This window comes from Bacteroides neonati (assembly GCF_000499785.1).
Taxonomy (GTDB): Bacteria; Bacteroidota; Bacteroidia; order Bacteroidales; family Bacteroidaceae; genus Bacteroides; species Bacteroides neonati.
This window is the reverse complement of the sequence record NZ_HG726021.1, coordinates 461,023-486,591: the sequence shown is the minus strand read 5'-3', so window position 1 is coordinate 486,591 and position 25,569 is coordinate 461,023. Positions and strand designations below refer to the sequence as shown.

Genomic DNA, 25,569 nt, shown 5'->3' with positions numbered 1-25,569 from the left:
TTATTATTGATTTAGAGGGTGATTGATTGTTGTGATAAGCCTGCCCTTACGAAAGACGAATATTGGTATTTGCTCTTCGTTGGATTTGGCTACGATGTCATTCCAATATTTGAGTTCCCTGGCATATAGGACTGAGAGCTCTCCTTTATCGTTTAGCTGCATGAATTCCAGTCCTTCCAATGAATTTTCCGACAAGTTGGGTAATTCCGTTTCCGGCAGATAAGTAGAAAGCCCATCGGAATAACGATAGTGCCAATTATCATCCTTAAAAAGAAATAGATGTCCATCAAGTTTCAGAAATTCAGCTTCACTGCTATATCGGGGCAGATGTTTTCCCTTTTTTTCTTTGTCATCTCGAATCTCAGCTCTGCAATGGATGCAGTCATAACCTTCGTCCCAGCTATATTTGCCATAAGGCGTAGCTCCAAGCCCAACAAGGTTGCCAAGTTCAAGTAGTGCCTCGACACGTTTTGGGGTTGGATAGAAATTTTTTAATTTGGAAGCCACTCCATTGTAAAACGGAGTCCACGAGACCGAAGTGTATTTGATAACTTCGCTTTCTTGTTGTTTGCCAATATACAAGCTCATAATTTTATTGATTTTGATTGTTTAACTTACTTTTTGTGCTCCCCAGCGAATGTGGAACTTACCTTGATCGTCCTGTTCACGACGGAAGAGGGTTTCGATGATGTCCGGTGAAATGTCGAACTCCTCAAAAATTTCGGACTCCTCTTTGACTTCGCCGCTTTTGATAAACTCGTTCAGTCGCTCTTTGGTGAGTATCAACGCCATTAGATTCTGCTCAATAGACTCCTCGTAGGTCAGATAGTGAACACGGCGCATCCCAACTGAGTCCAGGCGTATAAAGCGAAAATAAAACTGCTCCATTCGAGGGATGTTCCACTGGAGAGACTCGATTATAATGTCTTCACAACTTGGTACGTTTGCTGAACTTTTCAAACTTTGCTGGGTACAGACCAATAGACCGTTCTCTGTTTTCTCGAATTTATCGAGTATCTTCTGCCTCTTCTTAAAATCGACATTGCCACGAACAACAAACAAAGGACGTTCAGGGAAACGTTCACTCAAAAAATTGGTGTATAACTCCACCGCGTCAATTGAAGTACATCCAATTGCCACTTTCCCTTTGAGTTCATACCTAAGTTTGTTTTCGATGGTAATTGCCTTTTGTGGGTATGGCTCTCCAAAGTAGCCGCTCATTTGGTGCGGAACAGAACATGCTTTGATAAGAAGTTGTATCTGACGTACAAGATTCAACTGAGACTCCTTTTTCTTATCCTTAATGGGATTATAATAGAGATGCAGAATCTCGTGGAACTTTTCAAGGATAGTTCGATAAACTGCTCGTTCGCCATCGCTCGGCGTTACGGTGTAATTAATAATTTCGTACTTCTCACCTGCAAACTCTTTGAACTTACGGGTGATGATGGTCTTTTCGATAAGAGCAGCCAGATGTTCTTGGTTATATACGTCTTGGTTTTGCTTTTCGATACCAAACACCGAAGCTTTGCCCGGACAAAAGCAAGCCTTAAAGAGTGTCGAACCACCACGAGCCGGAAATGGTTCGAGGTAGCGGTCATTCCGTTTCATCTCAATCTCTCCGTCTTTGTTTTGGAAGTAGACGTAATAGGCATCACACATCATATTGACAGAGTTGTTATACAGCAGTTCGAATTGAGAGTATAATTCTCCAATATTGTTTCGTGTAGTTGTTCCAGTTGCCAACAACTTATACTTGGCACGACGGAAGATGTTGAGCGATTGCCTTGTGCGCTGTGCTGACGGATTCGTAATCTCATCCGATTCATCGAAGAGCAGGCAGACTTTATTTGAACGTACTTTCATAAACTCCTTGAGCGGTGCAACTAACTCACCAATCATCGTGAGAGAAAGAAGAACATAATAGCCCTTGGGAATATTTACCAGATGTTCCGGCTTGCTGGCTATGATATATTTTTCACTGTGGCGTTTCAAGAATGGCTCCCATGTCAGATGGATGGCGATTGCAGGAGCAAGGATAACCGTGTTTTTAACATTTATCCTCCTGTGCTTGCTATAATAGTAGGCCACTGCCGTTTTACCAGATCCTTGTTGCCAATTAAGCAGGGCATATCTTTTTTGAAAGACCAATCCCATGTCGTGTTTTTGCAACTCCGTGAACGAGCAAGCCTGCATCTCCTTATTAAAGAATGTCAGGGTATTAATATCTTTATCCAACGCCTCGTCCCGCTTCATTGTCGGAAAAATGCTCGATTGCAGTTCATACTCTTTTCGTTTACGTTCGATATATTTCTCGGCTGCTGCATATTGTCGCCTTAGCTTGGCGGTCATTTTTTCGGGGTGTGGCAGTGTTTTTCCAAAAGCCAGAATACCTTTGAGTGAGACTGCTGTTACCTCAACCTTGTCCAGCAGGCGAGGCGCATATCCTTTCAATTTAAAACCATAGTTTGTTTTGACCAATGCGACCTCTTTTCGTGGTACTACATTCTGGTTTTTAATATACCGTTTCAGTACGGCGAGCACCTTTTTGTAGGTTAGTTTGCGTTTGTCCCATTCCTTGCGCTCATCAACTGAACAGCCTTCTGGCGGTCGTTGATTGCGAAACTTAGCGACTAAAGCTATTGATTTATCATAGTGTTTTTGAAGTGATTTGTGAGTCTTGATTTCGTAAAGATATTTTTTTAGCTTATACTCAAACTCCCGATTTTCTGCCGACACCTCCTCTTTGGCTTCCTGTTGGATCTGCAATTTCGATTCTGCCGTGATGCCTTTAGCTTCCGCAATTCGTTCGGCCAGCTCCTCCATTGAGACAAACTCCTCGGCGTTGTACGGTTTCATATCAATGTTTTTCGACTCCCGCATAAAGACCATAATCTTGGTATCGAACTTGTCAACACCCACGCTTTTGAAAGCATCAGCGGAGAGTTTGGTCTGTCCGATGAATGAGAAGTCCCGGTTTATCGCATTGACCTTGGAGCGTTCCCAGAACTCGTTTTGCAGAAATGACACTGGGACGACCATCATCATCAATCCCGACGGTTTGAGCATCCAGTACGCCTTATTGCAATAGTAATACTGCGATTGAACACCATCGAAGTCAAGATTGAACGGCGGGTTACCAATCACTATATCGAAACGTTCCTCCGGATTGTGAGTACATATATTGGCTAGTTCTATGTTTGCGTTGGGATATAGGTGTTTGGCTACTTTTATGGCATCCGGGTCAATGTCGAACCCATAGGCATTGTGCTCATTTGGTAGGAAGTTAAAGAAGTTGCCCATCCCACAACACATATCCAGTACCATCTCATTCGGCTGTGGTTGAATTGCCTCAACCATCTTGCGGCATATTTCATGCGGAGTAAAAAACTGTCCCATTTCGGCCTCTCGTTTTGCTTGAGCAAAGTCGTGATACGATGAGAAATCCGCTTGTTTTAGTTCGTGTAGACCTCCGATACCGGTGTATCCGTTATAGATTTCTTCGGCAGACATGGAGTTGCCAGTCCCTATTGTTGAAAGTATTTTTGCGTTGAGCGTTTTTCTGGCACTCTGTGATATTTGTTGTGGAGTTATTTGATACATTATCTTCTGGTTTATTACATTGATACTAAATAGCCGAACTCTCTGCGTTCCTGCTCACACTGCTCTTTGAAAGCATCTGTTTTATAAAAAGGCACTGTGTTCGATGCGTATTTCTCTGTCATCTCGCGCTTGAAGTAGTTAAAGTGCTCTATAAGCATGTCACTACCCTGATAGATGTCGAGAATATTGATAGCATCGACCACATCACCATCAAGGTTCACACGACTATTGCCATAATCTTTTGCATACTTCTTAAAGCCCTCGGCTCCAAGTATGCGAGCTATACCTTCTAAGGTTTGTACTCGTCTCATATTCTAAAATTTGATTGAGTTAAAAACTTTGTCTATCTCAGCCTGTCGAAGTCCGATGTAGACCTTTGTAATATCTATGCTTGAGTGCCTGAATATTGAGTTGAGCAATATTAGAGACTCGGCACTTCGACCATTGCTTTCGTATACATATCGTCCGAAAGTCTTTCGAAAAGTGTGTGTGGAGAATGCCTTGATCGGTAATCTGTATCTCACCCTAAACTTTTTGAGCAATCGGTTGATATGCTCCAAAGAATAGACTGTTTGAGTTTTTGGGTTTAAAAAAGGCGAACCTTTTTTATCGGGTTCGCCTTGTAGAGTGTATAGCTCTTTGATCTTTTGTTGGACGGAGGAGTTAAATGTGATCCGTCTTCCTTTCTGGGTTTTCTTCTCAGTCTTATCGAGAAATTCTCGGTTAAGTATATCCTGCCATGTGAGGGTTAATACATCTGAGGCTCGTAAAGCAGTACAAAAGGATAACCTGCAATAGAGCTCCCACATATATAGTCCATCATTATGCAGTCCATCTACCAATCGATTGAAGTCTTCTATCGACAAGTAGTCTGCTGTTGTTAGTTTTCCTTTGTCTCTGCTCATGGTTTTTTACGGTAAATTGTCGTTTGGGATCTCTTTTCCGGTGTAAGGGTCATAAACCTCACAAGACGAAAGACATTCGGATTCAATCCCCCATAACCCTTGGTCATAACTATAAAATATCTCTATCGGAATTGGCCTGAGCAAACAGTTTTCGGCTTCGTCCTCCGTCATTCCGCAATGCTCCATCAATTCCTTTTTCTTTCGTTGATATGCTACCGGTGTTTTGTCTGGGGATAGGTAAATATCAACCACATCGCCCTCGTCTTCAGTTATTCTAAGTTCGTCATCCATTATATTACATTTTTAATTATTCTTTTCAGCATTGTGAACCAAATAGATTAGCTCCACAATTTCAGCTTTGTTGTTTCTCATAAATTCAGCAAATCCATCGTCAGTAGATTCCAAGCCCTCTTCTTTACAATACTCGTGATACCGCTCAAACATGGCATCTTCAACGGAATGAGAGTTCACTACCATCCGATTGTAACATATTTCAGGATCTGACCAACTACCTCTCCAGATAAACCTTATTGGTTTTATGCCATACCAATATGGTAGTGATTCACGTCCTCTTTTTGTCGTAATCAACTGCCGCTTCGATGGGACACTCGAAAAACTCAAGCCTCCTTCCATAGGGGCTTTGTTGGTTTTATCTATGTATTCACTCAGTTTCATCTTTTGTGACCTACTCGTTGTTCGTACTTTGCCATTTGCTTCATAATCATATCACAGAACTTTTGACCATCTTCACTGCCGAGACCGAAGTAGTTAACCATTGCCATAATATTGTGACGATACTCGCTCTCCCATTTGATAGCGTAATGATCGCCCATAACCTTGCCGTACGTTTCGGCAAAAAGTTCGCGGGTGAGTCCTTCGCCATCACCGTAGTTATTGACCCATAGGCAAACTCTGGCAAGATAGTTTTGATTTAACTCATCCATATTATTGCTTATTAATCACTGATAATGGAACCCAAATGGCCTGAGAACTGAAATCATCGAATGCCTTGCCGTACTCAATAGATTCGCACAGTTCAAAGATGGACTTCTTTTCGTATTGCAGTTCGAAATATTCCTGGGATTCAGGCCATGTAACCGGAATAAAGAGTTTGTTAGCATCTGGCTCAGTGCCGGTGTGGGCTGTATAGAAGTGTTCTGGCACATACATCGCTCCGTTGTCCTCCGAGTTGTAACTGTCGTACCCAACTTCACAGTCAGAGAAAAACTTGCTATCTTCAGGATATTTGACCAACACATATCGTCCGGTCGGTTCTGTAAACTTCCAACTGTGATCGCAAGAGTGACAATCGTACATTTCACTTTGAGAATCAAATGTGCTGGCACCTTTACCGCACTTAGGACAAATAAATTTAGGGATTTCTAAACCTTCACTGGCAATGATTTCCATGCTCTGCCAGAATAGTTGTTCGCAGTAATCACTTTCCATCTTTTGTGCAAGCTCTCGCATATCTTCATCATCGACATCATCGACATCAAAACCTCGGTGTGTTAAATCTTCTCGGCTTATTGCGGTAATCTGAAAGTATGGCAACTCTTCGGTGAGCTGATTGAGAAAACTCACCTCTGAGGCATTCTTATTATCTTTTTTCTCGAAGTATTGGTGGAGATCTTCTACTAATTTTCGATTCATATAATTTACTATTTAGGTGTTTGCTTTGATTACCTGTTCATTATCGAGTCCGATAAAATTTGCCCCACACTCTGAGCAAGAGTACCCCTCTTCGAGGTTGGTGTCATCTACGTCAATCATTGCATATTTCAATGCTTCTTCCTGACAATCAGGACAAATTTTAGGCTCATTGGGCTTATTGTCGTTGAATTTGCCGAGCAGAGAATCCATAGACCAACCACACAGAGCTATCAGAAGTGCATCACAATCGCCATTCTGATATGCTTTGATAATATTGGAGCCAATGTGATGCGGCTGTTCTTCGTCACTATTAATTTCGTCTAATACAACTTCGGCAAACCTTTCGCACTTATCCGTGTCTTCAAGTATGGATTCAAGGGTGTCTCCGTTATCCTCTTCTGAACTATCGACTTTCCAATAGCCATAATCTGAACCATCTCCGGGGTGGGTTCCAAATGTATAGCCTTCCGGTGCGTATTGCTCAAGCGTTTCCAACAGCTCTGTAAATAGCCATGAGGCATCCTCGCTTTCCCACCAATTAGAGGTTTTATCTTCTTGTGCATAAGCGGGAAGTTGATCCATCAGTTGCACATACTCAGGGGTATCGCGAATGACATTCATAAAAGCAGGAATAAGTTCCTGATATCGCATCGTCCCATGCGACACGCTTTTGTCAAGTGTGGCGTGGATAGTATTTTGAGTTTTTTCGTCTATGAACATGTGTATATTATTTTTTGATGTATTGTTAGGTTGTTTTTTCTCTTCCTCGATAATAATCAGCTTTTGATTTTCCTCGCAGTTGCAGCACCAACAGTCGGCAGGCTCTCGAATCATCTCATCGATAAATTCAGTGGTGGTTTCGTAATTCTCGTTTAGTTTCACCCAAACTTTGGCCTGCACGTCATCAGACCCACAAACCGAACATACTATTTTTGACATATTATTTGATTTAGCCGCTTAGTACCAACTCAGCAGAACGTCATCATTGTTCTGGTCGCTGGTTGTGATTAAATTGTCGAGAGCTGACACAAATTCGTCAATGGTCAATCCGATTTTTGCCAACTCCTTAGTAAGGAACCCCTCTCGTTCCTTGAAGTAGTCAGTTTGATTGATAATTTCGTCTTTTAACCGTACCAGTTCACTTCTCGGCAGGTCGTATTCGTTATCATACTCATCTCCCTTGTTAGTGGTGATTTCGAACTCCATAAAGATTAAGTCCAACACCTCTTGTGATTGGTAGCCACATATAACTGTGGAAGTGTACTGCACTTGATATTTTTTTGCTATATGTAAATTGATACTCATGTATTGATTCTGTTTAATAATGATGTGATTACCAATAGGGGCATTTCTTTACTTGTTTGATGTGAGGCCACCTACTTGATAGAGGAGCCCTGGCATTTGCAGTGGGCTCCTCATCAATGTAGGGGCGACAACTAAATTTACTGATCCACCACATCGTGCCTGCCAAGCAATTAAATTGTTTACTTTCTCTTACGCCACTCTGAGACCTTTTTCTTGATATCAATATTGTTGTCCGCCAGCATCTTTTTCAAGACAGCAAACAGTCGCCATCCTTCACCATTCTTGTACATTTCTGCTTTGGCTGATAGAAATGCAAGAGACTGAAATTTGTCCAGACGATTTCCTGCATCATCAATGGCAACACAGTTATGGAAACGAACGAGGTTCTGCATTGTAAAGAATGCACCAGAACCTTTGTAGGCATCTACCCATGCTTTGCTCTGGGGTGTGTCACATCGCATATTGATACGCATTTCATTAAACTTTTTAGCCGCAGTGTATAGTTGGGAAGCGTTCTTTGCTTGTTTGATATGTGTTATTGCTGCGTATAACGGGTTATACAATTTACTTTGCAAATCTGACACGAAAATATTCTGGCTATTAATGCGCTTGTAAGGTACTCCCTTACATTTTTTCACATTCAGGTTATTCACACGCTCTTTTAGCTGTACAATATAATCATTCGCCATAGCCATAACAACGTCAGTGTTAAACCAACGATTACGATCTGTGAAATTTACGGCATCCCTTTCCGACATTTTCATCTGAGCGTATAACTCATCCATTAACATTTTCCACTGATAATCATAACCCAAACGATGAATCATGTTCGTCACACCTACCGGTTCTTTTGAACGATGAGGTGTATAAGACATCATGTGAAACATTTGAGCCATAACCCAGCGTCTGAACAGACGGCGGTTAGGGACTGTTCCTTGTTCAATGATGTGACTGAAAATAGGATCGTTGTCATCAAGCATGGAAAGTACACCATCCTTGTTTGAACCGATATACTCGCCACCGTTGGCCCCCTTCATGGCAAATAGATTATTTACATCCACGCCGGCACTGCGAAGTGCATCAATACGTTCCTGTGCTGTTTTGGGCAGTTTCGTTGAGGGGCTATGTTCCGTTGCTGTTACCTCCAAACCTAAACCCTTGCCTACAATTGCGATTACAGCAGTAAAGTCGCCCTTTGCAATTTCGGGCTTTGCGCCGCACTTGGGACACAACATTTTTGTCTCTTTTTTCATTTTCTTCTTTTTATTATTGTGATTAATTACAGTTAGTCTCTATCCAGTTTTTGAGTATCACCAAATCTTTATCGACCTTACTTTTCCAGAACCATTTGCCCATCTTTTCTGGGTTCCATTTAAACCCGTTGATAATCTGGCAGAGAACATATAATTCGAGTTCAATTTGTGCTTTATCCCGACGTTCACCATACAACATAGCATCATCACTTAAACTCCTTTCGGGCACTGCCATGAAATATTGGTGCGGCTTGCTTTCGCTGCGCTCTGATGGAACTGAGTTTTTATACCGAGAATACAGTTCTTCCACATTTGCGAAAAACTCATCTTCGTTGCAATCCGTCACCCCCAATTCACCTTCATATCTGCCGTCTTGTATGATAAACTTGCCGTTCAGTTTTAGACTTCGGGACTGGAAATCAATTCTGAAGTTTGCACCGTCCTCGACAGCTTGGATAGATGCTTGATAGATATTATTCATGTTTCCTCAATTATAAATTAGATGCATTCAAATCGCTGACGCATTACTTTATCATTCTGATAAATACAGTTTCTCCTGGTCCTGAACCTCGGTTATAACCAGGTTCAGGGACCAGGTATAATACTGTATGTTAAATTCGACTCCTTGTGCATTAATCGGTTGCGTTACCATTTCTCTTTTAAAAGAAAGTCTCAATTAGGATGGCACATAACTTTACTGTTTTTGATATGAGCAGCTATTCTGCTGGCCCCATCACGTCATATCGGAAGATATACGGAGATGACGTATGGTTCCAGCAGTTGCAGAGCTGCACCATTAAATTTCCTAATCTGGGCTTTCACTTTGTGCTAAGTTCTTTTTGTTGTGATTCTCAGAATATTGGCACATTCCTCTATGAATTTGATGTTTAGCGTGGCTGGAAGCCTAAGCAGCGGCGTCGTATAACGGTAGGGATCACGACGCCGCAGCGGAGGCTTATTGAGCACGATACACTAAATATTATTCCCTTGAATCACGTTTTGTGCTAAGAATAAGAAAGTTCTCATAACAACGACACATTGCTTTATACTCTTGATGTTACCCGCGTTTCCAGCTCAGAAGAGTCTGAAGGCGGTTTATGAACGGCCTTCAAGACTCTGTAGGAGCTGGTTCCGTACGCGGGTTGGTAAATTGTTGTTCCTTGAACTTCACTGATGTGTTTCAGTATCTCTGTGTGAATGTCAAGCAAGCGACACATCTCTTTAATCTCTTGATATTTACAGGTAATTCCAGAACCAAGATGGGATTCACCGGTTGCTAGACCGGTGAATCGTAATATGGGTTCTGGTATACATACCTGTAACATTAAATTCTCGCTCTTCATTCATTAACCGTGTGCTCGGCATTCCTATAATGATGAAACCAATGTGTTATACACAGTATGGCTTGTAAGTATGGCATTCTGCATACAACCAATTGTCAGATAGCCTGATATGTTATTGTTGGTCTTATTGCGGTTTGCTTTTACATTCCGCCCCAAACCTCGGACAATACAGCCATCGCCCTTTGTCTTGATATATCCCAGACCGCCTATCTTGCGTTTTCTTGTCTCGATGGCTCTTAGGCAATCCATCACAAACTTGTTTAGTTCATCTATATCTTTTCTGACGTTGCATACAGGTAGTATTTGTGTTGCCCAGCTAAATTCACCGTTACCTTTATAGAGATACCGATTCACGGAGTTAATAGCTTTTGCCAGAGTGATACCAGGCTTACGGATAGTTCGTGACTCAATTTCTTTCTGGAATGTTTTGATGCGGCTGGACGATAGAGAAATCATATTGCCTTTGATGCTAAACCCCAGAAATTTGAACCACTTGTCAGCCGTTAGATATTCCACTTTTTTAGGGTTGAGAGCCATTGACATCTCACTAAGTCGTTGTTGAAGTACGGTCATTGCTTTCTCGTAATCATCTCCGATAAAAAGCATATCGTCTGAGTAGCGTACATAGAAGCCATTCAGTTGAGACAACTCATCATCGAGGTCGTATAAGAGAACATCTGCCAGCCAACTTGCCACGGCGCAACCTTGTTTCAGCGACTGGAACTTACTTTTGAAATTGTTCTCTTCATCGAAGTATAAGTCGCAGTGGTAATATTTTCTCAATACGTCAATCAGGGCTGAATGGCCATATTTTGTTTCCACATTGTCAAATGCCTCGTCGATATATCGAAGCGGCACACTGTCGAAGTATTTGCTCAGGTCGGACTTCCAACCCAGACAGTCACCACTGGGAGCATTCGTGATTTGAAGACTTACCTCTTTTACAACCTTGCCGCATCCAATACCTGTTTGATATGATTTACAAGACTTATGAAGCATTTCTGGCATCAGGTCGAACAGCAAATCGTTGGCGATACTCAGTATTACACGATCCATAGGTTCATTGACGTAAACCGTGCGGAACTCGCCATTATCTTTTGGTATCAGTGCAGTATGGGGTGGAGAGATTTCATACTTGCCTTTCAGCATTGCATCGGCAATCGCCAGTCTGGTATGCTCATCAGTCAGCCGTATGAGTTGGTCTTTGCGAATGTCTTTGAACACTCCTTTCTCAATTGCTTTCGTCCATCTGTCGATGTCGAAAAACATATGCAAAATTTTATCTGCCATAATCTTCATTTTATTGGTTTTATTCAGAGTAGCTAGTGAATTACTTTTTTGTTTATTTCAGGGTGATTAATTTCTTTCGTCAGCCCAGATACAATTATTATAGCAGCACCCCTCACTATCCGTGTGAACACCAAATTGCACAGTTGCTTTGCCGAAGTCTGTAAGTTGTTCGTCCCACAATCTTTTGACGGTTTCTTCACCCAAGTCCTTTACATATCTCAGAGCATAATATTGAAACTCATGCGTTGTTTCATCGTAAAATGCAGTTGGATTACAATAGATTAAGCAACTGTTAATCATCTCTCGGCAACTTAGTTCGTCAGCAATATGTTTCTCTTCGTATGTTCTGTTGTTAAAACGAGGCAATGAATTTTTAGCCTCTTCAATTTGTTTTCTTGTCATTTTCTGGTATTTATTAATTTGATTTTGAGCTAATCAATCCAGAAAGTTCCGCAGTGTGGGCAGTGGCTTCCACAGGGAACGTTGTTATCATAGTACACCCCTCGGTGTCGGTTGTAGTCCATATCGCCAAAAGTGCATCCTCCGGCTTTGAATACCCGATTCAGTTCTGCTTCACGAGCAATTTGGTCGGCATTTTTTGATTTGGCAATAGTTTGAGGCTTTCGTGGCTTATCCATAGAGAATACAGGGGAGTCTGATTTATCCAACCAATCGCTGCACATTCCAAAGCAGTTCTCAAGGCTATATTTGTCTGACTCTGATGTGTAAAGGTTTTCTCTGACAAATGGGAATGACTTGTCGATTTTTAAATACTCGAAATCCCCGGAACCTTCTCCAGCGTTATACAGTGCGACAGCAATCTCTCCCTTAAAGTGAATCTGTTTAAAATCGTTTTCTGAGTCAGAAGAAAGAACGGCTGTAAGTTCATTACCGAAATAGAGCCTTAGTTCGCCGCCTCCCGATGCGTTTCTTACAATGGAGTCAATTTTCTCAGCTTCGGGAGTTCCTTTTTTGACACCTAACTTTTGTCTGATTTTATATGCGTCCATTGCATAGCTTCCATCTCTCCACGGATTACACATGAAAGCGGAGTGCCAGCCGTCAATTTCAAGTCCGAGTGAATAGAACATGGAGATATTGCCGGTGTTACGTAACAATTCTTCAACAGGTGTCGATTTATCATTTTCACAGAGCCAGTCCCGAATCTCTTCCTCAGTTTCTTCGTATAGCTCTTCGGTTCCATCTTGCTCCATCTTTTGACGTATCTCTTTGAGGTATTCGCCTTCCGGATAATCCCACCATTCCAACACCTTTTCATGTATTGAATCCAGTGAGTTCGAACTGACGGATTTTTGAAGTAGGTCTTTACTCTCACATAAGTTGTCTCGGTAATCCACAAAGTATAGATTCACGTAGCTTGGTAAGTATGTTTGAATTTGTGCATTCATAATGGATTTTGTTTATTGAATTCTACACGCTGTTTGTTTATAAATTCCTGTGTGTCTTTGCGATACATCCCGTCAAGTGAAATATCATACTTCACACCAAATTTCTGTTGAAGCATTGGGGTCATGTGTGTTTCCCAAAGTTCTAACCTCTGCATCTGCCTGTCGGATTCTTCCGCAACTTGGGTAGCAAATGAGAGTATGTTGTCCAGATTGCTCATGTTTAAGTGATTGAAAGGGTTTGCTTCACGGTGTTTAGCTTGGTTTTAGAGAAGATCCAGCCTGCTCCACATTTGAGACGGGCATTAAAACTGCCACCTAAATCACTCAATAGCCCTTTGATGGGCTTGGTGTCTCCAATAACGGCGAAGGATTTTTCGGAGTAGTCAATAATCTCGACACCTTGCACGTTCATGGATTTGGAGTCTGGTTTTGTAGCGGTTGATTTATCCTTCGGACTTGATTCAATAACAGGTGAAAAATCTTTCTCGTAAATACGTTGGTGAATCAGCGTTCTGGCTATCTCACATCTTTCTGCTACATAATCTTCCATTTCGTATGACTTACCGAGCTCTGAATTTAGCGAGACAAGTTCTTCGTTCCTTCTCTCATCGCTTATATTTCTGTCGATTGAGATATGACCAATGCCTCCGTAGCGTTTGATAAAAGGGCTGGTAATAGAGAATGAAGAATCTGTCATTCCATCGAATCCCTTATCTACAAACAATCGGGTGATTTCTTTGACTTGTGGCTCTGATGGTCCCTCATTCCACTCAACAATGTAAGAGTCATAATAATGCTTTCTGACAGAAAACTTTGTAGCTGGGAACTTATGCTTGAGAAGACTACGAAGATTATTGGCTGCGGTTTTTTGTCCATCGTTCTTTGTTACAATGGTGAGAAAGCCATATTCTTTTTCGATGCGTATTTTTTCCTGCTCTAATTCTGCGTTCTTTGCCTGCTCTTCTTGTAGAATCTCCTCACTATCTTTTTGTAGGAGTTTCTGAACTTTTTCACAATCAGTAACCATAGAGGTTTTGTAGTGTGACAACAATCCAGTATATCTCATATAATCGAAACCCTGAGCATCAACTGTAATTGCCCGACCAGATGGGGTACGGATAAGTGTAAAGAGAAAATATATAGTTTCACGTTCAAACTCTGAGAGATTGTCAGAATCCCGTCCTTCTTCTATATCATCAGAGGCACTTCCTCCATTATCTTTTACAATATGACCTCTGTTCTGATAATCAAGTGCTGTAAAATTGTCTTCGCTCATTTCGACAATATCCACGATTTTACCCAGTTCGAGTTTTTCGCTGAAGCTTTTGTGAGTACTCAAGTGGTATTTTAGCATATCCGTCAGGTCGTTAAATTTTGAACCTTTCTGATAGCTATATATGAAATCGCCAATATTGATTTCTCCGGCGGTTTTGGCATTGTTTGCTTCTGCTTGTTCTTGATAGCGAAGATAGTTCTCAGATACAGGGCGTGGAACGAATATAGGATCGCCTTTATCGCTTGTTCCATCAAACCAGTAGATTTTATGCCACTGGTTAAACTCTGGATTGATGTTGGTTTTGAGTAACGCAATCATTGACTCTCTGTCCAGTCCTCCTAAATTGCAGTTACCGCTCATTAGAAAGCAGGTGGCACCATTGTTCCAACTACCCTGTGTGATGCCGAGGTTGTGACCTTTGAGTACCAGTACACTATTGTCAATAGAGAGATAATACCTTTTGCGTTTTGCTGCAAATATGGCTTTGCCCTCCTGTATTGAATCGATTGTTATCTCGTTGATGGAGGTTGCAGCAAGTGAGTTTACTTTTATCACGGTGAGCTTGTCACCGGCTTTTATTTGTTCAATCATCGTTTTAGTTATTAGAGTTTATACTTAGCAGGCAAGCTGAGTGACGAAATACATAATATAATCGGATTCAAGCCCCAAGTTAGAGCAAGCATCCTCAAAGTCTCGGTCTCTTAGGTCGCCTAAATTTTGCATATCTCTGAGATGACGCAGTTCGTCTTCCAGATATTCTTCCGCTTGTTTCTTGTCGCAACTGCATGTGTTACAGATCCTGTCTATTATTCCCATAAGTTTATATTTTTATTGGTTGTTAGTGATTCAGTACTCTTTCGCAGATAGATTCTTGTTTCAAAACCATACTGAACCCAGACATATCGCTGTCTTGCGGCGATTAAGGTCCGTCGAACCTCCATAACCTCTTTCAGATTCTCCTTTATCGGATGGCACATTCTCAAAGGGTTGGCACCGAAAACTAAGCCTCGCACGTTTTTATAATGTTGGTAAATCCACCAGGTAGTCATCCGTTTTACAATGAGGACACCCCCAGAACTGACCATCTTCATCTTCCAGCCATTCCATTTGCTCCTCATTGCCTTGTAGTGGCAGTTCTGGAGCATCAAATTGCGGATTCCTGTCTATTAGAATCGTATCGCAATTATTGCATTTACACAAATAGTCTCGCTCCATATTATTAGGTGTGTGTTTGCCAGCCTTTTGTCGGTACTAATTGTACACACATTGACTGGTCGGGTGAACCATGATATACCAAGCCACCCACAAGACCTTCACGTCCGTCCGGGTAGCGTTGTACGAAAAGGAATGAGAGCGGAGCGAAGTCATAATGCAGTTCGATTTCACACGGGCGGTCAGGATTGCTGGTTTCCCAACTTTTTAATCTATCCAAACATTGTTGCAATGTCGGGTCGTTTGTTTCTGCGGCATGTTTCATTGCTTCGTCATACCGCTCTTGGCAGAATATTTTCATCGTTTTATTTTTTATGGATTATTCACTATGTTAATTTTGTATCGGTTCATCTATTAGGAAGATGAATTTTGCACAGTTTCCAGGCAAAGTACCGGCATCATTATGCCGATAAAACCCTTCAGTTTCAAAATCTACATCAACCGGGTGACCTTCTGATGTTTCCAGAAAGTCCTTTATTTGCTTTTGCTCCTCCTCACTAAGACCTGTATAGTCATCGTTGACAAGGGCACAAGCCCAATAAACAGGGAGAAGGTATATAATAGGATATGCCATAATCGGATTCTTAAAAGGTAAATTCCACATAAACCGTAGTTTCACCTTTGCGGAGCCGTTCATGGTTCACATCGTCGTACAGATGGGTGCTAAACTTTTTTGCTGATGGGATATACTCATCCCGAACCCACACAGGAGCAGTTTCAGAGTCATTCAGTCGGAAAAAATCACCCTTTTTGAGCTGGCGGACTGTTGCAGTCTCAGCCTCATCGTTAGTACGCATAGACTTCTTGATATTCCGATTCATATATCTCGAAATTATATAGGTTCTCTTCGTCACTGGCAAGGTTTTGCCAATGGTCACAAACAAACGATTGAATCACATCCAAGCAGGCATTTGTTTTCTGCTGGAGTAATTCAATCGCTCTATCTTTCCACTCGCCACTCTCGGCAAGTTCCAGTAATTTTTCTTCGCTCATATTCGTAACATTTTAAGAATCAATAATAAATTCATCCTCATAGACTTCGATAATCGCACCGCTACCACAGATTTCTACAGTCCAGCGGTTACCTTCTTGGCTGAGGATTAGAATGTTTCGATAGCCTTTGTATGGGGTTATCAGGGTTGCATATTTTCCTTGCATAATCTTTAATCTATTTGTCAGTTAATATTTAGTTGATTGGAGTATGTTAAATCTCCTGTGGGGGTTCGTCGTTCTCTGATTTATAAAATCGGTCACCTTCAGCCCATTTCATCGCTTCAATGTAAAGTTGAAAGGCTTCTTCCAATGAAAGTGAATCGGCGGGAATCAAAGCGAGTGTTTCGCCCATACAGACATCACTTTTGTGATATTCCTCTTTCACATCATCAAGTGTCAGTTTTTCTTCTTTACATATAGCTTCAATCTCATAGAAATCTTCGTCGCATGTAAGGCATTGAAAGGCATAGCCTTCAGTGGAAGACTTGGTTAATGCTTGTCCGCATTTAGGGCAGAATTTCCGTGTTTTCATATTATTTCCTCCTTAATTGATAGAGCTACCATCCAGACAATGTACATGATAGCATCTTTTCGAGTTGGTAATTCCGGATCATCACAGAGGCTTTTTACAGCCTTGAATAACTGCTCGTCAGAAACTTCTGCCAGTTGTTTTTGCACATACTTTTTGTCGGCAATAACAGAACACGCATCATCAGCTCTACCGGATTCGGGGACTGAATCAACATCTTTCCGAGTCAGCCCGACTTCCTTATGCAAGTAGTCGAGGTAGTAGTAATTAAGCCTGCTCATAGTCGATGTCGAATTTGAGGTGTAACTTCCGGCAAATCTCTTTTGCGGTATATCCTCCGCTATAATCCTCGCCGAACAATTCAAGGCTACCGAAATAGGCGATGAAATCATCTATCTTGTGCTGCATCGGGAACAATACCCATTCGTCCCAATAGCTGCAACAGTTTTCCATAAAGACTTTGAGATGTTTTTTGCCCCAGTCTTTCGTGAAGATTTCGTTGAGAGCAATTTCGCTAATCCAACCATAGCTGTATCTGTTCGTGCCGGATTTATAGACACATTGCCAGCTTTTTACGTTGGGCACATATCTGACAAGCAGACCATATTCAAACAGGCTGGTGGCTTTGTTGAGGTCGCCACCGTGAAAGGTTCTTTGCTTCATATCTTATGATTTTATTGGTTTCATTCAGAGTAGTTGCCCGATTACTTTTTTGGTTATTTTATCGGCAACATTTTTTTGTAGGGCACAAAAAAGCCGGAACACTTTGCAGGATTCCGGCGGGAAATATTGAGTCGCTTTAGGTGTTAGAACCCGAAGCATGGGACACGGGGACAAGACAATACAGCATAGGCTATAATTCCCATCAGTACCAAACCGGTAATAAATACAGTATTGGCAATCAGATCTTCGTGCTTCTGGATCAGGGAATATATTTTTTTCATATTGAGTTTATTTAGAGGCTGGTAAAAACAAAAAAGAGCATAAGACGCTGGTTCTATGCTCTTTCGAGACAAAATTGTTTCTGAAAAGTCCGGCAAATTACCAGACGTGTGAAGCGTTACGCGGCTGGTGTTGGTGGCAATGGTCTCCACTTATTTCGGAGAAACCGCACATTATACACCCGTTGCAATACCTCGTTTTTGAAGCTACACACAGTTACCGTGTCGCGATTCTCTTGCAATTCGCCACTCTCTTTCAGTCGCTGGAGCGTACTCTTGCACGCTTTGAAGTTCTTAAAGCAGCCAAAACTTTTGGTTCCCTTAACATCGTGTAATTCTATCATATTACCGGCATATTTATTTGTTGTTACTTTCTTCACGTAGTCCACTCTTTGCACCACATTTGATACTGGGCATTGAGCATTTATAGAGACGTTTCCATATCCTTACATCAATCGTTTAAGGAGATTCCACGCAGATTCACCGAATTTCCGGCATATAAAAGACCGCAAAGATTCTCCTTTGCTTCCTGCATATCCGTATCGGTTCATTAGGTATCGGACAAATTTGTGGGTAATAAACTCTAATTTGCCTGACCTGTTACTTGCTTGCCTGTTAAAATACGGCGATATACTTACTTCAAAATGAGCCGTAAAGTTGGCAGATACTTCGTTAAAAGCTATTAGTCTGTACATAGTCATAGATAATTCGGGCAGAACTTTCCCACTAAACTCGTGGAAAAATCTGAATGGATTACACGTTACCACATAGGTACGGCATACATAAAAAAGTAGCAGACAGCAGGTCTATTTCAACCCGCTATCTGCATACTCCCCAAACCAAACTAACTGTTACCACGCAGTTACGCAGCGGCTTGAGTTGCTTGCTGGTGCTTGGTCGCTGGTTTTTTCGCTTCTGTTTCAGTAACTTTTTCAATAGGCTTTTCAGCTTCTTTCGGCAATTCCACACGGAAACCGAGTGCGTCGAAACTTGCCTTTGTTGCGGCGTGAATTGCTTTTTTGTAGTCCCTTGCGGTACGTTCTAAATCCTTTTTAGTAGGAACAAGACCGATTTTTTGCCACACGGATTCCTCCAGTTCATAGCGTTTAATACGTTCGCCATTTTTTGTCTGGAAAATGATTTCAGTCGGAGTTGAGGCACGAAGTTTTGACCGGATACCGTCATTGTCGGCACGTAGGTCTGTTTCTTTCTGTTTTACAGCCCAGAAAGTAGCCACTACATTTTTCCATACACGGAATACTTCGTCCTGCGATTTGTCGGCAGGTTCATATTCAGCCCCGAAAAAATGTTGTGCGGTACGTGTTTCTACTCCATCTTTGTTGGTTGATTTGTACACCAATACCACACCTGCAAAGTTTGTTGCCAAATTTGCCAATTGTTCTGCATTTAACTTACAAGTTGCCATAATCTTTTAATTTTTAGATTGTTAATGAATTGTTTGAACCTATGCAATAGTGCATATTGAGGGCAGGCAGGGACTCGAACCCCACATTTTGCCAGAGTATAGCAAAACACGGCAACCTTACCGTCAGCCCATAAAAAATGCACGCAATTCATTCACCTGAAATGCGTGCAATTTTTTCAATATGCCTCACTCAAAAACGTGCCACATAGTTTGCTCCACAAGAATAAAGCGTTATATTTGCAGTGTTCAGACAGCAAATAGATACTATTCTGCATCGTGGCAAACCCTTTGGTACTCCAATTTCGCAAAGGTGTTTCTTTGGCACGTCCCGCACCTTTTCCAGTGCGGCAGCTAACAGCAAGGCGGTGGGCGGCTGGTGATTTCAGTGCATAACATTGGCATACACTCTTTCTCAAGCTCCGTGCGGATTGTTTTTCCCGCATTGTGAACTTTACTCCGGCTGCAACTGGGCAGACTTATGGCACTATTTTTTCACTACCTTGTTTCCATACAACTCACGCTCCCAAATTATTGCGTTTTGTGTATGCGGTCAAAGTACACGTACTTTGCCGTTCCTACTTGCTACATTGGTTTGTAGTTCCGTGCGGTGTGGTTGTTTAACACCCTCTTTAATCGCTCCAAAGCGAACGGACGTTTTTTGCTTTTCCAGAGTGCAAAAAAAATGTTTCCAATAAAAAAACTCTTTTGTTTCTCGCTTTTGCGGTCTGTTTTTCTTTTTTTCCTAAAACTATTTTTTAATTCGTTTTTTGATATTGTTTTTTGTTTGCCGTTCGGCTTGTTTCGTTTGCCGTTCGACATGATTAAGTATAACACCGTTTTTTCAATCTCCAAACTTTTTGAATATTTTTTTTTCGGTGTGGCTCTTTGCATACGTCAAAAATAGACTTGAACACACACGCACGCGAGGGGGAGGCTGTAAGTAGTTGAATATCAACTTAAAAAGAAAAAGATTGATTTTTGAAAAAATATTTTTCTTTCTGTTTTTTGGTTTTGGGTATGATTATGAGTGTATGAAAAAATGAAAGATTATTCAACTATCTGATTATCAATGTATTAGAATTGTTAAGAAACGACAATTGAATAAGAAAATTATTTTTTACTTTCAAATTTTGAATATACAGAGAAAAGAGGTTTACTTTTGTACAAAGTAAACCGTCTAACTAATTGAAATACAATGGTGTGATAAAAATAAAAAGATGAGGGAGGGTGTGCCTGCCGGTGCGAGGTGTATACGTGAGATGGGGGTAATTTTTCAAGTCTCGTTTTAGGATTTACTTACTTATCGTAAGTAAGTAAACGGAGTTCCAAAGACACCGTTCTCAGCTCCTTAATGATGGGTTTTGACTTATACAGAGAATAGGATGCTTTGCTTCTATGTATATATGAATAAGCATGAGGTAAGTAACAATGGAATACACAAGAGCTTAATAGCCAGCCCAATTTATTTCATCAACTGTATATGTTGGATAGGGAATCTTTATTGTCGAGGTGTATATATTACAATTGACGTTTTTTCGCCTGGTTGATTTCCGCTACTTATTTGATATTTTTACAATGAAAAAAGCGAAGCGGGAAAATCTCACTTCGCTTTTCTGTTTTTACTCATCAGGTTGTTCCGGTTCTTCGGGAGTTCCCGGTTCCTCAACTGAAGGAACCAGCCCTGTTGCTTCTTTGTAAATAGGGCGAGGATGGTTCCCGTGATTCTCTGTGTCGTGCAGGGGTGCATCGCTATGATTTGTGAACGGTGGCATGACGAGATAACGCTCTATCCAGTCTTTGTACTTCCATGCGGAGATTTCCCGGAACCATACTTCATAGTCTATCCAGTAAGCTTGTAGCATATTGGTGGTTTGCGGCATATCGAAGTAGGTCAGGTTGCAGCGTTCGTTAAGTGCCGGTTCCTTACCTTTTGCATTCTGAATGGCAACATTGATGCGCTGGAAGACCTCGAAGGGTTCACACTCCTTGTCCGGATCGCTATTGTTCAGGTTGTTCAGAATGAATCGTACCCGCATGGTGGCCCGACCTTCGCCGATGCGTTGCTGCTGCACCAGATAGCGGACGTTGACAAAATGGATAAAAATAGCCGGGAAAGCGACCTCCATCTCCATGTTTGTGTCACGAATGATGCGCAGGTACTGTCCGTTATCAATAGCAATAGTTTTGAAGAACGGTGGTGAAGTCGGAACTTCAGGATTCTCGCGAATGGTGAGCAGTGCCCGTTTGACGGCATAATACATTTCAGCAAACGGGTTCTTTACCACTTCCTCTGGTGTGGTAACTTTCCTATTCTCAGTGCTAACCGGAGGTGTTGCTGTGATGGCTTGTTGCTTATCTTTTATCATGTATGTGGGAATCCTTTAAAAATTATTGGTGTTAATACTGAATTTATATGTTCTAAGACTTTGAGGCTATGACCGATAAACTGCCTCTGTACGGGACGGCGTGATGAGTATTGGTTCACGGTATATAGTCCAAATTTGGGGTCGGTGTTGTGTACTGCTGCATAACTTTGATTGCGTCCCCGTTTCTTGCCTCGTTTACCTTTAATGGCCTTGCTCTCTTCACTCGTCCAAATGTCATAACTATAACGACGACGGTAATCCCGTTTCCCGAAAGCACTGTATGAACCGTACTGCCCTTTTTCTCCTTTAATCTTACTTTTCAGTTCTTCCTGATCAATTAGAACCGGATGAGTGAATTTCTTTCCCCATTTCGACTCACGAGGAGCCCATTTTGTCCCACTGCCGTAGAAGCCACCTTGGGTAAATGATTCTCTAAAACAACTTAAAGCATATTCACCCGCCTCTGTCGCAAAGTCCTCAGCATTCTTAGCCAGTATGCTGTGCCACTGCTTTGATCTTATATCCTTGGCCCAGAGATTACAGAACTGTTCTAAGGTTAACTTGCTCATGCGATACCGAATTTACGTTTGATACGCAATTTTATTGCTTCAACTTCAACGGGGACAGAGATGGCAAAGTACACATGCGCCTTTGAGAATATCCGGCCACCAGTGGCAAGACTTTCCGAGAACACCGGATTTACCTTTCCTTTAAAATCGGGTTTTAAGATAGAGCCAAAAACAGAACCGTAACCATCCGAGGTCAGATAACAGCGGCACGCCCATTCAATCGGTGGTATCAGTTCCGGCGGAAATTCACTCTTGAGGTATGATATGCCATCAAACGACTGGTGCCATGCCCGAACCCGCTCATCGTTCTGGGTGTTGAAAGTAACTATGCTGTCCATCGATATGCCCATCCACCATGCTGCTATGGTTGCCGAATGTAGTACCTGAGCATTTTCAGTTTCCGCATAAGTTTCGTTATACTTCTGGCACACCAACTCGTATGTTTCCATCTCAGCAAGGCTTAACGTGTCAGGTAGTTCTTGCATCATAGCGACCTCTTCGACTGCTGCGAAATCGACCAAGTTGTCGATGGCTGCAACCAATGTATCGCGTTCCAGTTCCTCCCGCTCGGTGAGGTGAATGTTCTTGCTTTGCAGAATCTCCAATGCCCTGTCAAAGTCAATGCGTAGTCCGGTAAGTGCCCGGCCTATCAAGAACGAAGCTCGAAGAGATATGATGTCATCGAATACTTCAAGCCGCTGGGCACTGTTTTCGTAGTTATACACCATACGGCGAAAGGCATCCAGAATCAGCAGGTATTCTTGATGCGCTTTGTCGCCTGATTTTATTTCAACTCTCTCTGCCATTTGTTACTGTTTTAGGAAGTTGGCAATTTGGCTGCTTCTGGAATGGCCGTAGCGTTTATAATATTCTTCGTCACTCATCACTCGACGGTCATTGTTTGACTTTGATCCAATACCGGAGCTGACTCCACCACTTGTCATCGGGACAGCGTTTAGCTGTTTACCCACGTTGATACCGAACTCTTTCTCGATCTCATCGGCTGAGACCTCGTATTTATCAGTGATAAGTTGGTAGAGTTTGATCCGGTCTTCGTTGTTCATCTCAATGCGGTTAGAGTATTTGAACTCTAATCCTTCCGGGATGTAACCCATTGCGACCAGACGAGGCATCACCTCCTCATTCATAATGTTTTCGATGTATCGACGATAGACCTCAATACGTTCCCTGAAAATATCTTGATGTGCTTTGGTGGAACCTACATAAGACTGGGTTGCACCCGCCATTGACTCAGAGCCCAAAATCAAATTGGAAACTTCACGATTGACGAACTCGATTAAGCTGGTGTATATCTTCTCCGAATTGGACATGGTGAAAGTCTTGATATCCACCTCATCTTCTATGCCCGTGATCACCACTTTGTTTTGAGCGGCATTTGCGATTTCATTGGCAAGACGTTTGCGGTCAGCGTTGCTCTCACTGACAGTCTTCCCATGAATGATAGGTTGTCCATAAGTATGGCTAAAGTTCACGTAGTTCGCAACCGTAAATTTCTTAGCCAGAATCAAAGGGGTTGTGGCGGAGAAAAGGCCGATGCCGCCGGAGTTTACCAATACATAGTTGGAACGATAGGCTTTGGAACTGACATTCCAATTCGGAAGCCAAATGCCCTGCCGCTTCACTACTGTGTGCTGGTCTGGCAGAACGTTACGTCTTTCGATGAGATTGACCTCTGCCAGTTTTCCGGTCTTGGGGTCAATGTGTGGCATTATCTCAATCAAGGAAAAACCATAGAGCTTTGACTCTACGATTCCTTTTATGATTTTATCAAATTGGGAACCTTGAACCCTCTGTGTATATTGGATATCCTTAACATACTTACCCTTGTCATTCATCCGGGCAAGCATATACCTGTCACCGAGAATCTGGCTTTCAAGTGTTTCAATAACGGCCCGGATATGGGCATCCTGCTCCAGACAAGCTTCGTATAAATCTACAAGTCTTGAACGGTCATCAAGTATGGTTCCGAGTGTTATATCCTGCCGGACGGATTTATATCGGTTATTACGTTCAATCTCTCGAACGTATTCCGTGATGGTCTTTTTAGAGGTGCGAAATATACTCTCAAGTAACTCACCATTGAAAGAATTTTGGGCTGTAACTACCTGCATGTATCTGATTTTCTAGCAGAATAGCCTTACGCACATAAAAAAGTTGAAAGTAAAATCAGAGTATCTAAACAATGCAAATGTAATTATATCATAAACAGTTACTTAGTCAGTGATTTATACGACATTAAAGTATATCAAAAATAGCTACTTTCTTGCATCTAACACGCTGTACAATAGGTATTTAGCTAAATAAAAAAGCGTTTTTTTTGAGTGAATTATCTATCTTTGCAGCGTAATTATTAACTGTAAAAACAAAAATGAGTATGAATGAAACTTAAAACCGTGACTTCCTTTACTTTGAAGTATAGGGAATTCCCGGAATTGCTGTTTGGGAAGTCCGAAAGTGGCACTGTATATTTTGATGCCACCCTTTATGTTCTTCAGAAAGGAGATTCACAGAAGCATTCACCAGTAGATTTCATTCGCAAGTTTACACACTGGTTTGAAAGTGTAAAAGCGGCTTATGAGATACCTGACAATGAGGTTGTGATAACGGATGAGGCAACCGGACACGTATTAATTGATGAGTCGCTGGCTTTACTCTTTGTGGCATATATTGACCCTGCTTTCGGGGTATATATGCTTGAACGAGTTTCAGAGATGCTTCTGGATGGTGTAGCACTTTCGGACACCCGAATCATGCAAATGATCAGAGATAGATTAACGAAAGAAACATTATCTAATTTAATTGAAGATTTATGAAACGAAGTCCATTTCACAAACCGAAGCCGGTTTTAATTTTTAATGGAGCCTATGTTCTGGTAGGCATAACGCGCTCCATTCGTAGTGCCTCCGAGATTTCCGGAGGCAACCCGCAAGCCATCTCGTTCGCCTGCACGGGGCGAGCCATTTCTGCGGGTAATTTTTATTATCGCCATATCCATCCCGACATCGAAATAGAGATTACGGATTTGGATACGCTCAAGTTACAGGAATACGATAAAATGTGTAATGTAGAGCGGCGATACCATTCTGTGCGGGAAATGGCCCGACGCAGGAAAATAGCAGATGATAAAAGAAAAAACAATTTAAACGATGACGCGGATGAAAACAAATAGTAGTATGGGTGTTATCCGTTTTGAGGATGCGCCGATCAGAGTGATATACAGTTCACAAGAAGCGGTCGAGTGGCTTTGCCTAAATGACTTACTTAAGGTTCTTGACCGCACTTGTATGATGGACAATGGTACGGCAATGAAACTTTGTCGTACTTCCTTTCGAATCCCCTTCAAAGATGGAGGGCGGAACCGCTGGGGTGTAAAGCCCCACGATGTACATAACTTGTTGCGTGTGGTGCAACCAGAAAATGCGATTGTCGGGAAGTTATGCGAACGGATGCAACAATGGGTCAATGACCTGCCTAC

At 41.9% G+C, this 25,569-nt stretch carries 38 protein-coding genes; 3 read left to right on the top strand and 35 right to left on the bottom strand.

Annotated elements, in window-relative coordinates; genetic code table 11:
• Window positions 1-3: 3 nt before the first annotated feature.
• From TY03_RS11500 to TY03_RS11350, 35 genes are all read right to left on the bottom strand, one after another.
• Window positions 4-588 (bottom strand): hypothetical protein, encoded by a 585-nt coding sequence (locus TY03_RS11500; protein WP_024997384.1) that lies wholly within the window; start codon window positions 586-588, stop codon window positions 4-6.
• 21 nt (window positions 589-609) lie between these two features.
• On the bottom strand, window positions 610-3,603 hold the full coding sequence (locus TY03_RS11495) for an N-6 DNA methylase (protein WP_024997385.1): 2,994 nt from the start codon (window positions 3,601-3,603) through the stop codon (window positions 610-612).
• A 14-nt stretch (window positions 3,604-3,617) separates the two neighbouring features.
• Window positions 3,618-3,914 (bottom strand): hypothetical protein, encoded by a 297-nt coding sequence (locus TY03_RS11490; protein WP_024997386.1) that lies wholly within the window; start codon window positions 3,912-3,914, stop codon window positions 3,618-3,620.
• Between the two features lie 3 nt (window positions 3,915-3,917).
• Window positions 3,918-4,508, bottom strand: a complete 591-nt coding sequence (locus TY03_RS11485; protein WP_024997387.1) for a tyrosine-type recombinase/integrase — start codon at window positions 4,506-4,508, stop codon at window positions 3,918-3,920.
• Window positions 4,509-4,514: 6 nt separating this feature from the next.
• Window positions 4,515-4,799, bottom strand: a complete 285-nt coding sequence (locus TY03_RS11480; RefSeq protein ID WP_024997388.1) for a hypothetical protein — start codon at window positions 4,797-4,799, stop codon at window positions 4,515-4,517.
• A gap of 12 nt (window positions 4,800-4,811) precedes the next feature.
• A complete protein-coding gene (locus tag TY03_RS11475; RefSeq protein WP_024997389.1) occupies window positions 4,812-5,183 on the bottom strand; it encodes a hypothetical protein in 372 nt (123 codons plus the stop codon).
• Window positions 5,180-5,452: a hypothetical protein gene (locus tag TY03_RS11470; RefSeq protein WP_024997390.1), complete on the bottom strand. Its 273-nt coding sequence runs from the start codon at window positions 5,450-5,452 to the stop codon at window positions 5,180-5,182. Before TY03_RS11470 ends, TY03_RS11475 begins: the two co-directional genes overlap by 4 nt.
• A gap of 1 nt (window position 5,453) precedes the next feature.
• Window positions 5,454-6,161 (bottom strand): hypothetical protein, encoded by a 708-nt coding sequence (locus tag TY03_RS11465; protein WP_024997391.1) that lies wholly within the window; start codon window positions 6,159-6,161, stop codon window positions 5,454-5,456.
• A 12-nt stretch (window positions 6,162-6,173) separates the two neighbouring features.
• Complete coding sequence (locus TY03_RS22425; protein WP_148297758.1) at window positions 6,174-7,100, bottom strand: DUF4866 family protein; 927 nt, start codon at window positions 7,098-7,100, stop codon at window positions 6,174-6,176.
• An 18-nt stretch (window positions 7,101-7,118) separates the two neighbouring features.
• Window positions 7,119-7,466: a hypothetical protein gene (locus tag TY03_RS11455; protein WP_024997393.1), complete on the bottom strand. Its 348-nt coding sequence runs from the start codon at window positions 7,464-7,466 to the stop codon at window positions 7,119-7,121.
• A gap of 179 nt (window positions 7,467-7,645) precedes the next feature.
• Complete coding sequence (locus TY03_RS11450) at window positions 7,646-8,719, bottom strand: hypothetical protein (RefSeq protein ID WP_042370044.1); 1,074 nt, start codon at window positions 8,717-8,719, stop codon at window positions 7,646-7,648.
• Window positions 8,720-8,741: 22 nt separating this feature from the next.
• Window positions 8,742-9,200 carry a hypothetical protein gene (locus tag TY03_RS11445; RefSeq protein WP_024997394.1) on the bottom strand — a complete coding sequence of 153 codons (459 nt, stop codon included), beginning with the start codon at window positions 9,198-9,200 and terminating at the stop codon, window positions 8,742-8,744.
• Window positions 9,201-10,086: 886 nt separating this feature from the next.
• Window positions 10,087-11,355 carry a reverse transcriptase domain-containing protein gene (locus tag TY03_RS11440; RefSeq protein WP_148297763.1) on the bottom strand — a complete coding sequence of 423 codons (1,269 nt, stop codon included), beginning with the start codon at window positions 11,353-11,355 and terminating at the stop codon, window positions 10,087-10,089.
• 63 nt (window positions 11,356-11,418) lie between these two features.
• Window positions 11,419-11,754 carry a hypothetical protein gene (locus tag TY03_RS11435; protein ID WP_024997397.1) on the bottom strand — a complete coding sequence of 112 codons (336 nt, stop codon included), beginning with the start codon at window positions 11,752-11,754 and terminating at the stop codon, window positions 11,419-11,421.
• A 29-nt stretch (window positions 11,755-11,783) separates the two neighbouring features.
• Window positions 11,784-12,761: a hypothetical protein gene (locus tag TY03_RS11430; protein ID WP_024997398.1), complete on the bottom strand. Its 978-nt coding sequence runs from the start codon at window positions 12,759-12,761 to the stop codon at window positions 11,784-11,786.
• Complete coding sequence (locus TY03_RS11425) at window positions 12,758-12,979, bottom strand: hypothetical protein (RefSeq protein WP_034781655.1); 222 nt, start codon at window positions 12,977-12,979, stop codon at window positions 12,758-12,760. Before TY03_RS11425 ends, TY03_RS11430 begins: the two co-directional genes overlap by 4 nt.
• A 2-nt stretch (window positions 12,980-12,981) precedes the next feature.
• Window positions 12,982-14,628 carry an LPD29 domain-containing protein gene (locus TY03_RS11420; protein ID WP_024997399.1) on the bottom strand — a complete coding sequence of 549 codons (1,647 nt, stop codon included), beginning with the start codon at window positions 14,626-14,628 and terminating at the stop codon, window positions 12,982-12,984.
• A 24-nt stretch (window positions 14,629-14,652) separates the two neighbouring features.
• Window positions 14,653-14,853, bottom strand: a complete 201-nt coding sequence (locus TY03_RS21895) for a hypothetical protein (RefSeq protein ID WP_034781652.1) — start codon at window positions 14,851-14,853, stop codon at window positions 14,653-14,655.
• A 201-nt stretch (window positions 14,854-15,054) separates the two neighbouring features.
• Window positions 15,055-15,252 (bottom strand): hypothetical protein, encoded by a 198-nt coding sequence (locus TY03_RS22420; protein ID WP_148297759.1) that lies wholly within the window; start codon window positions 15,250-15,252, stop codon window positions 15,055-15,057.
• A 4-nt stretch (window positions 15,253-15,256) separates the two neighbouring features.
• Complete coding sequence (locus TY03_RS11410) at window positions 15,257-15,550, bottom strand: DUF4120 family protein (protein WP_024997401.1); 294 nt, start codon at window positions 15,548-15,550, stop codon at window positions 15,257-15,259.
• Window positions 15,551-15,580: 30 nt separating this feature from the next.
• On the bottom strand, window positions 15,581-15,823 hold the full coding sequence (locus TY03_RS22415) for a DUF6926 domain-containing protein (RefSeq protein ID WP_027317873.1): 243 nt from the start codon (window positions 15,821-15,823) through the stop codon (window positions 15,581-15,583).
• Between the two features lie 10 nt (window positions 15,824-15,833).
• Window positions 15,834-16,070 carry a hypothetical protein gene (locus tag TY03_RS22410; RefSeq protein ID WP_148335644.1) on the bottom strand — a complete coding sequence of 79 codons (237 nt, stop codon included), beginning with the start codon at window positions 16,068-16,070 and terminating at the stop codon, window positions 15,834-15,836.
• Window positions 16,036-16,242 (bottom strand): hypothetical protein, encoded by a 207-nt coding sequence (locus TY03_RS11400; protein WP_024997403.1) that lies wholly within the window; start codon window positions 16,240-16,242, stop codon window positions 16,036-16,038. Before TY03_RS11400 ends, TY03_RS22410 begins: the two co-directional genes overlap by 35 nt.
• 12 nt (window positions 16,243-16,254) lie before the next feature.
• Entirely contained in the window at window positions 16,255-16,407 is a 153-nt protein-coding gene (locus tag TY03_RS22655; RefSeq protein WP_162831803.1) for a hypothetical protein, read from the bottom strand.
• Window positions 16,408-16,453: 46 nt separating this feature from the next.
• Window positions 16,454-16,774: a hypothetical protein gene (locus tag TY03_RS11395; RefSeq protein ID WP_230201966.1), complete on the bottom strand. Its 321-nt coding sequence runs from the start codon at window positions 16,772-16,774 to the stop codon at window positions 16,454-16,456.
• Window positions 16,771-17,052, bottom strand: a complete 282-nt coding sequence (locus TY03_RS11390; RefSeq protein WP_024997404.1) for a hypothetical protein — start codon at window positions 17,050-17,052, stop codon at window positions 16,771-16,773. The genes TY03_RS11395 and TY03_RS11390 overlap by 4 nt, the downstream gene beginning before the upstream one ends.
• The gene (locus TY03_RS11385) at window positions 17,039-17,434 is read right to left on the bottom strand and encodes a hypothetical protein (RefSeq protein ID WP_024997405.1); all 396 of its coding nucleotides are present in this window, start codon (window positions 17,432-17,434) and stop codon (window positions 17,039-17,041) included. Before TY03_RS11385 ends, TY03_RS11390 begins: the two co-directional genes overlap by 14 nt.
• Window positions 17,435-17,577: 143 nt before the next feature.
• Window positions 17,578-17,715, bottom strand: coding sequence for a hypothetical protein (locus TY03_RS22405; RefSeq protein ID WP_154657476.1), 138 nt, complete (start codon window positions 17,713-17,715; stop codon window positions 17,578-17,580).
• Between the two features lie 116 nt (window positions 17,716-17,831).
• Window positions 17,832-18,056, bottom strand: a complete 225-nt coding sequence (locus TY03_RS22400; RefSeq protein WP_148297760.1) for a hypothetical protein — start codon at window positions 18,054-18,056, stop codon at window positions 17,832-17,834.
• Window positions 18,057-18,574: 518 nt separating this feature from the next.
• Window positions 18,575-19,138, bottom strand: coding sequence for a hypothetical protein (locus tag TY03_RS11380; RefSeq protein WP_024997406.1), 564 nt, complete (start codon window positions 19,136-19,138; stop codon window positions 18,575-18,577).
• 176 nt (window positions 19,139-19,314) lie between these two features.
• Entirely contained in the window at window positions 19,315-19,554 is a 240-nt protein-coding gene (locus TY03_RS11375; RefSeq protein ID WP_148297761.1) for a hypothetical protein, read from the bottom strand.
• A gap of 1,203 nt (window positions 19,555-20,757) precedes the next feature.
• Window positions 20,758-21,504 (bottom strand): hypothetical protein, encoded by a 747-nt coding sequence (locus TY03_RS11365; RefSeq protein ID WP_024997409.1) that lies wholly within the window; start codon window positions 21,502-21,504, stop codon window positions 20,758-20,760.
• Window positions 21,501-22,073 (bottom strand): hypothetical protein, encoded by a 573-nt coding sequence (locus TY03_RS11360; protein ID WP_024997410.1) that lies wholly within the window; start codon window positions 22,071-22,073, stop codon window positions 21,501-21,503. Before TY03_RS11360 ends, TY03_RS11365 begins: the two co-directional genes overlap by 4 nt.
• Window positions 22,070-22,879, bottom strand: a complete 810-nt coding sequence (locus TY03_RS11355; protein WP_226992570.1) for a hypothetical protein — start codon at window positions 22,877-22,879, stop codon at window positions 22,070-22,072. The genes TY03_RS11360 and TY03_RS11355 overlap by 4 nt, the downstream gene beginning before the upstream one ends.
• Window positions 22,880-22,882: 3 nt before the next feature.
• Complete coding sequence (locus tag TY03_RS11350; RefSeq protein WP_034781647.1) at window positions 22,883-24,205, bottom strand: phage portal protein family protein; 1,323 nt, start codon at window positions 24,203-24,205, stop codon at window positions 22,883-22,885.
• 267 nt (window positions 24,206-24,472) lie between these two features.
• On the opposite strand from TY03_RS11350, the gene TY03_RS11345 reads away from it, so the two are divergent.
• The 3 genes from TY03_RS11345 to TY03_RS22650 all read left to right on the top strand — a co-directional run.
• Window positions 24,473-24,907, top strand: a complete 435-nt coding sequence (locus tag TY03_RS11345; RefSeq protein ID WP_024997412.1) for a hypothetical protein — start codon at window positions 24,473-24,475, stop codon at window positions 24,905-24,907.
• Complete coding sequence (locus tag TY03_RS11340; protein ID WP_024997413.1) at window positions 24,904-25,263, top strand: hypothetical protein; 360 nt, start codon at window positions 24,904-24,906, stop codon at window positions 25,261-25,263. Before TY03_RS11345 ends, TY03_RS11340 begins: the two co-directional genes overlap by 4 nt.
• On the top strand, window positions 25,250-25,569 hold a 320-nt coding region (locus tag TY03_RS22650), incomplete at its 3' end, for a hypothetical protein (RefSeq protein ID WP_042370035.1). The genes TY03_RS11340 and TY03_RS22650, both read left to right, overlap by 14 nt.

What these genes read in the sequence shown, in the direction of transcription:
- TY03_RS11500 (WP_024997384.1), bottom strand. Translation starts at nt 588, where the DNA reads ATGAGCTTGTATATTGGCAAACAACAAGAAAGCGAAGTTATCAAATAC.
- TY03_RS11495 (WP_024997385.1), bottom strand. Translation starts at nt 3,603, where the DNA reads ATGTATCAAATAACTCCACAACAAATATCACAGAGTGCCAGAAAAACG.
- TY03_RS11490 (WP_024997386.1), bottom strand. Translation starts at nt 3,914, where the DNA reads ATGAGACGAGTACAAACCTTAGAAGGTATAGCTCGCATACTTGGAGCC.
- TY03_RS11485 (WP_024997387.1), bottom strand. Translation starts at nt 4,508, where the DNA reads ATGAGCAGAGACAAAGGAAAACTAACAACAGCAGACTACTTGTCGATA.
- TY03_RS11480 (WP_024997388.1), bottom strand. Translation starts at nt 4,799, where the DNA reads ATGGATGACGAACTTAGAATAACTGAAGACGAGGGCGATGTGGTTGAT.
- TY03_RS11475 (WP_024997389.1), bottom strand. Translation starts at nt 5,183, where the DNA reads ATGAAACTGAGTGAATACATAGATAAAACCAACAAAGCCCCTATGGAA.
- TY03_RS11470 (WP_024997390.1), bottom strand. Translation starts at nt 5,452, where the DNA reads ATGGATGAGTTAAATCAAAACTATCTTGCCAGAGTTTGCCTATGGGTC.
- TY03_RS11465 (WP_024997391.1), bottom strand. Translation starts at nt 6,161, where the DNA reads ATGAATCGAAAATTAGTAGAAGATCTCCACCAATACTTCGAGAAAAAA.
- TY03_RS22425 (WP_148297758.1), bottom strand. Translation starts at nt 7,100, where the DNA reads ATGTCAAAAATAGTATGTTCGGTTTGTGGGTCTGATGACGTGCAGGCC.
- TY03_RS11455 (WP_024997393.1), bottom strand. Translation starts at nt 7,466, where the DNA reads ATGAGTATCAATTTACATATAGCAAAAAAATATCAAGTGCAGTACACT.
- TY03_RS11450 (WP_042370044.1), bottom strand. Translation starts at nt 8,719, where the DNA reads ATGAAAAAAGAGACAAAAATGTTGTGTCCCAAGTGCGGCGCAAAGCCC.
- TY03_RS11445 (WP_024997394.1), bottom strand. Translation starts at nt 9,200, where the DNA reads ATGAATAATATCTATCAAGCATCTATCCAAGCTGTCGAGGACGGTGCA.
- TY03_RS11435 (WP_024997397.1), bottom strand. Translation starts at nt 11,754, where the DNA reads ATGACAAGAAAACAAATTGAAGAGGCTAAAAATTCATTGCCTCGTTTT.
- TY03_RS11430 (WP_024997398.1), bottom strand. Translation starts at nt 12,761, where the DNA reads ATGAATGCACAAATTCAAACATACTTACCAAGCTACGTGAATCTATAC.
- TY03_RS11425 (WP_034781655.1), bottom strand. Translation starts at nt 12,979, where the DNA reads ATGAGCAATCTGGACAACATACTCTCATTTGCTACCCAAGTTGCGGAA.
- TY03_RS11420 (WP_024997399.1), bottom strand. Translation starts at nt 14,628, where the DNA reads ATGATTGAACAAATAAAAGCCGGTGACAAGCTCACCGTGATAAAAGTA.
- TY03_RS21895 (WP_034781652.1), bottom strand. Translation starts at nt 14,853, where the DNA reads ATGGGAATAATAGACAGGATCTGTAACACATGCAGTTGCGACAAGAAA.
- TY03_RS22420 (WP_148297759.1), bottom strand. Translation starts at nt 15,252, where the DNA reads ATGGAGCGAGACTATTTGTGTAAATGCAATAATTGCGATACGATTCTA.
- TY03_RS11410 (WP_024997401.1), bottom strand. Translation starts at nt 15,550, where the DNA reads ATGAAAATATTCTGCCAAGAGCGGTATGACGAAGCAATGAAACATGCC.
- TY03_RS22415 (WP_027317873.1), bottom strand. Translation starts at nt 15,823, where the DNA reads ATGGCATATCCTATTATATACCTTCTCCCTGTTTATTGGGCTTGTGCC.
- TY03_RS22410 (WP_148335644.1), bottom strand. Translation starts at nt 16,070, where the DNA reads ATGAATCGGAATATCAAGAAGTCTATGCGTACTAACGATGAGGCTGAG.
- TY03_RS11400 (WP_024997403.1), bottom strand. Translation starts at nt 16,242, where the DNA reads ATGAGCGAAGAAAAATTACTGGAACTTGCCGAGAGTGGCGAGTGGAAA.
- TY03_RS22655 (WP_162831803.1), bottom strand. Translation starts at nt 16,407, where the DNA reads ATGCAAGGAAAATATGCAACCCTGATAACCCCATACAAAGGCTATCGA.
- TY03_RS11395 (WP_230201966.1), bottom strand. Translation starts at nt 16,774, where the DNA reads ATGAAAACACGGAAATTCTGCCCTAAATGCGGACAAGCATTAACCAAG.
- TY03_RS11390 (WP_024997404.1), bottom strand. Translation starts at nt 17,052, where the DNA reads ATGAGCAGGCTTAATTACTACTACCTCGACTACTTGCATAAGGAAGTC.
- TY03_RS11385 (WP_024997405.1), bottom strand. Translation starts at nt 17,434, where the DNA reads ATGAAGCAAAGAACCTTTCACGGTGGCGACCTCAACAAAGCCACCAGC.
- TY03_RS22405 (WP_154657476.1), bottom strand. Translation starts at nt 17,715, where the DNA reads ATGAAAAAAATATATTCCCTGATCCAGAAGCACGAAGATCTGATTGCC.
- TY03_RS22400 (WP_148297760.1), bottom strand. Translation starts at nt 18,056, where the DNA reads ATGATAGAATTACACGATGTTAAGGGAACCAAAAGTTTTGGCTGCTTT.
- TY03_RS11380 (WP_024997406.1), bottom strand. Translation starts at nt 19,138, where the DNA reads ATGGCAACTTGTAAGTTAAATGCAGAACAATTGGCAAATTTGGCAACA.
- TY03_RS11365 (WP_024997409.1), bottom strand. Translation starts at nt 21,504, where the DNA reads ATGATAAAAGATAAGCAACAAGCCATCACAGCAACACCTCCGGTTAGC.
- TY03_RS11360 (WP_024997410.1), bottom strand. Translation starts at nt 22,073, where the DNA reads ATGAGCAAGTTAACCTTAGAACAGTTCTGTAATCTCTGGGCCAAGGAT.
- TY03_RS11355 (WP_226992570.1), bottom strand. Translation starts at nt 22,879, where the DNA reads ATGGCAGAGAGAGTTGAAATAAAATCAGGCGACAAAGCGCATCAAGAA.
- TY03_RS11350 (WP_034781647.1), bottom strand. Translation starts at nt 24,205, where the DNA reads ATGCAGGTAGTTACAGCCCAAAATTCTTTCAATGGTGAGTTACTTGAG.
- TY03_RS11345 (WP_024997412.1), top strand. Translation starts at nt 24,473, where the DNA reads ATGAAACTTAAAACCGTGACTTCCTTTACTTTGAAGTATAGGGAATTC.
- TY03_RS11340 (WP_024997413.1), top strand. Translation starts at nt 24,904, where the DNA reads ATGAAACGAAGTCCATTTCACAAACCGAAGCCGGTTTTAATTTTTAAT.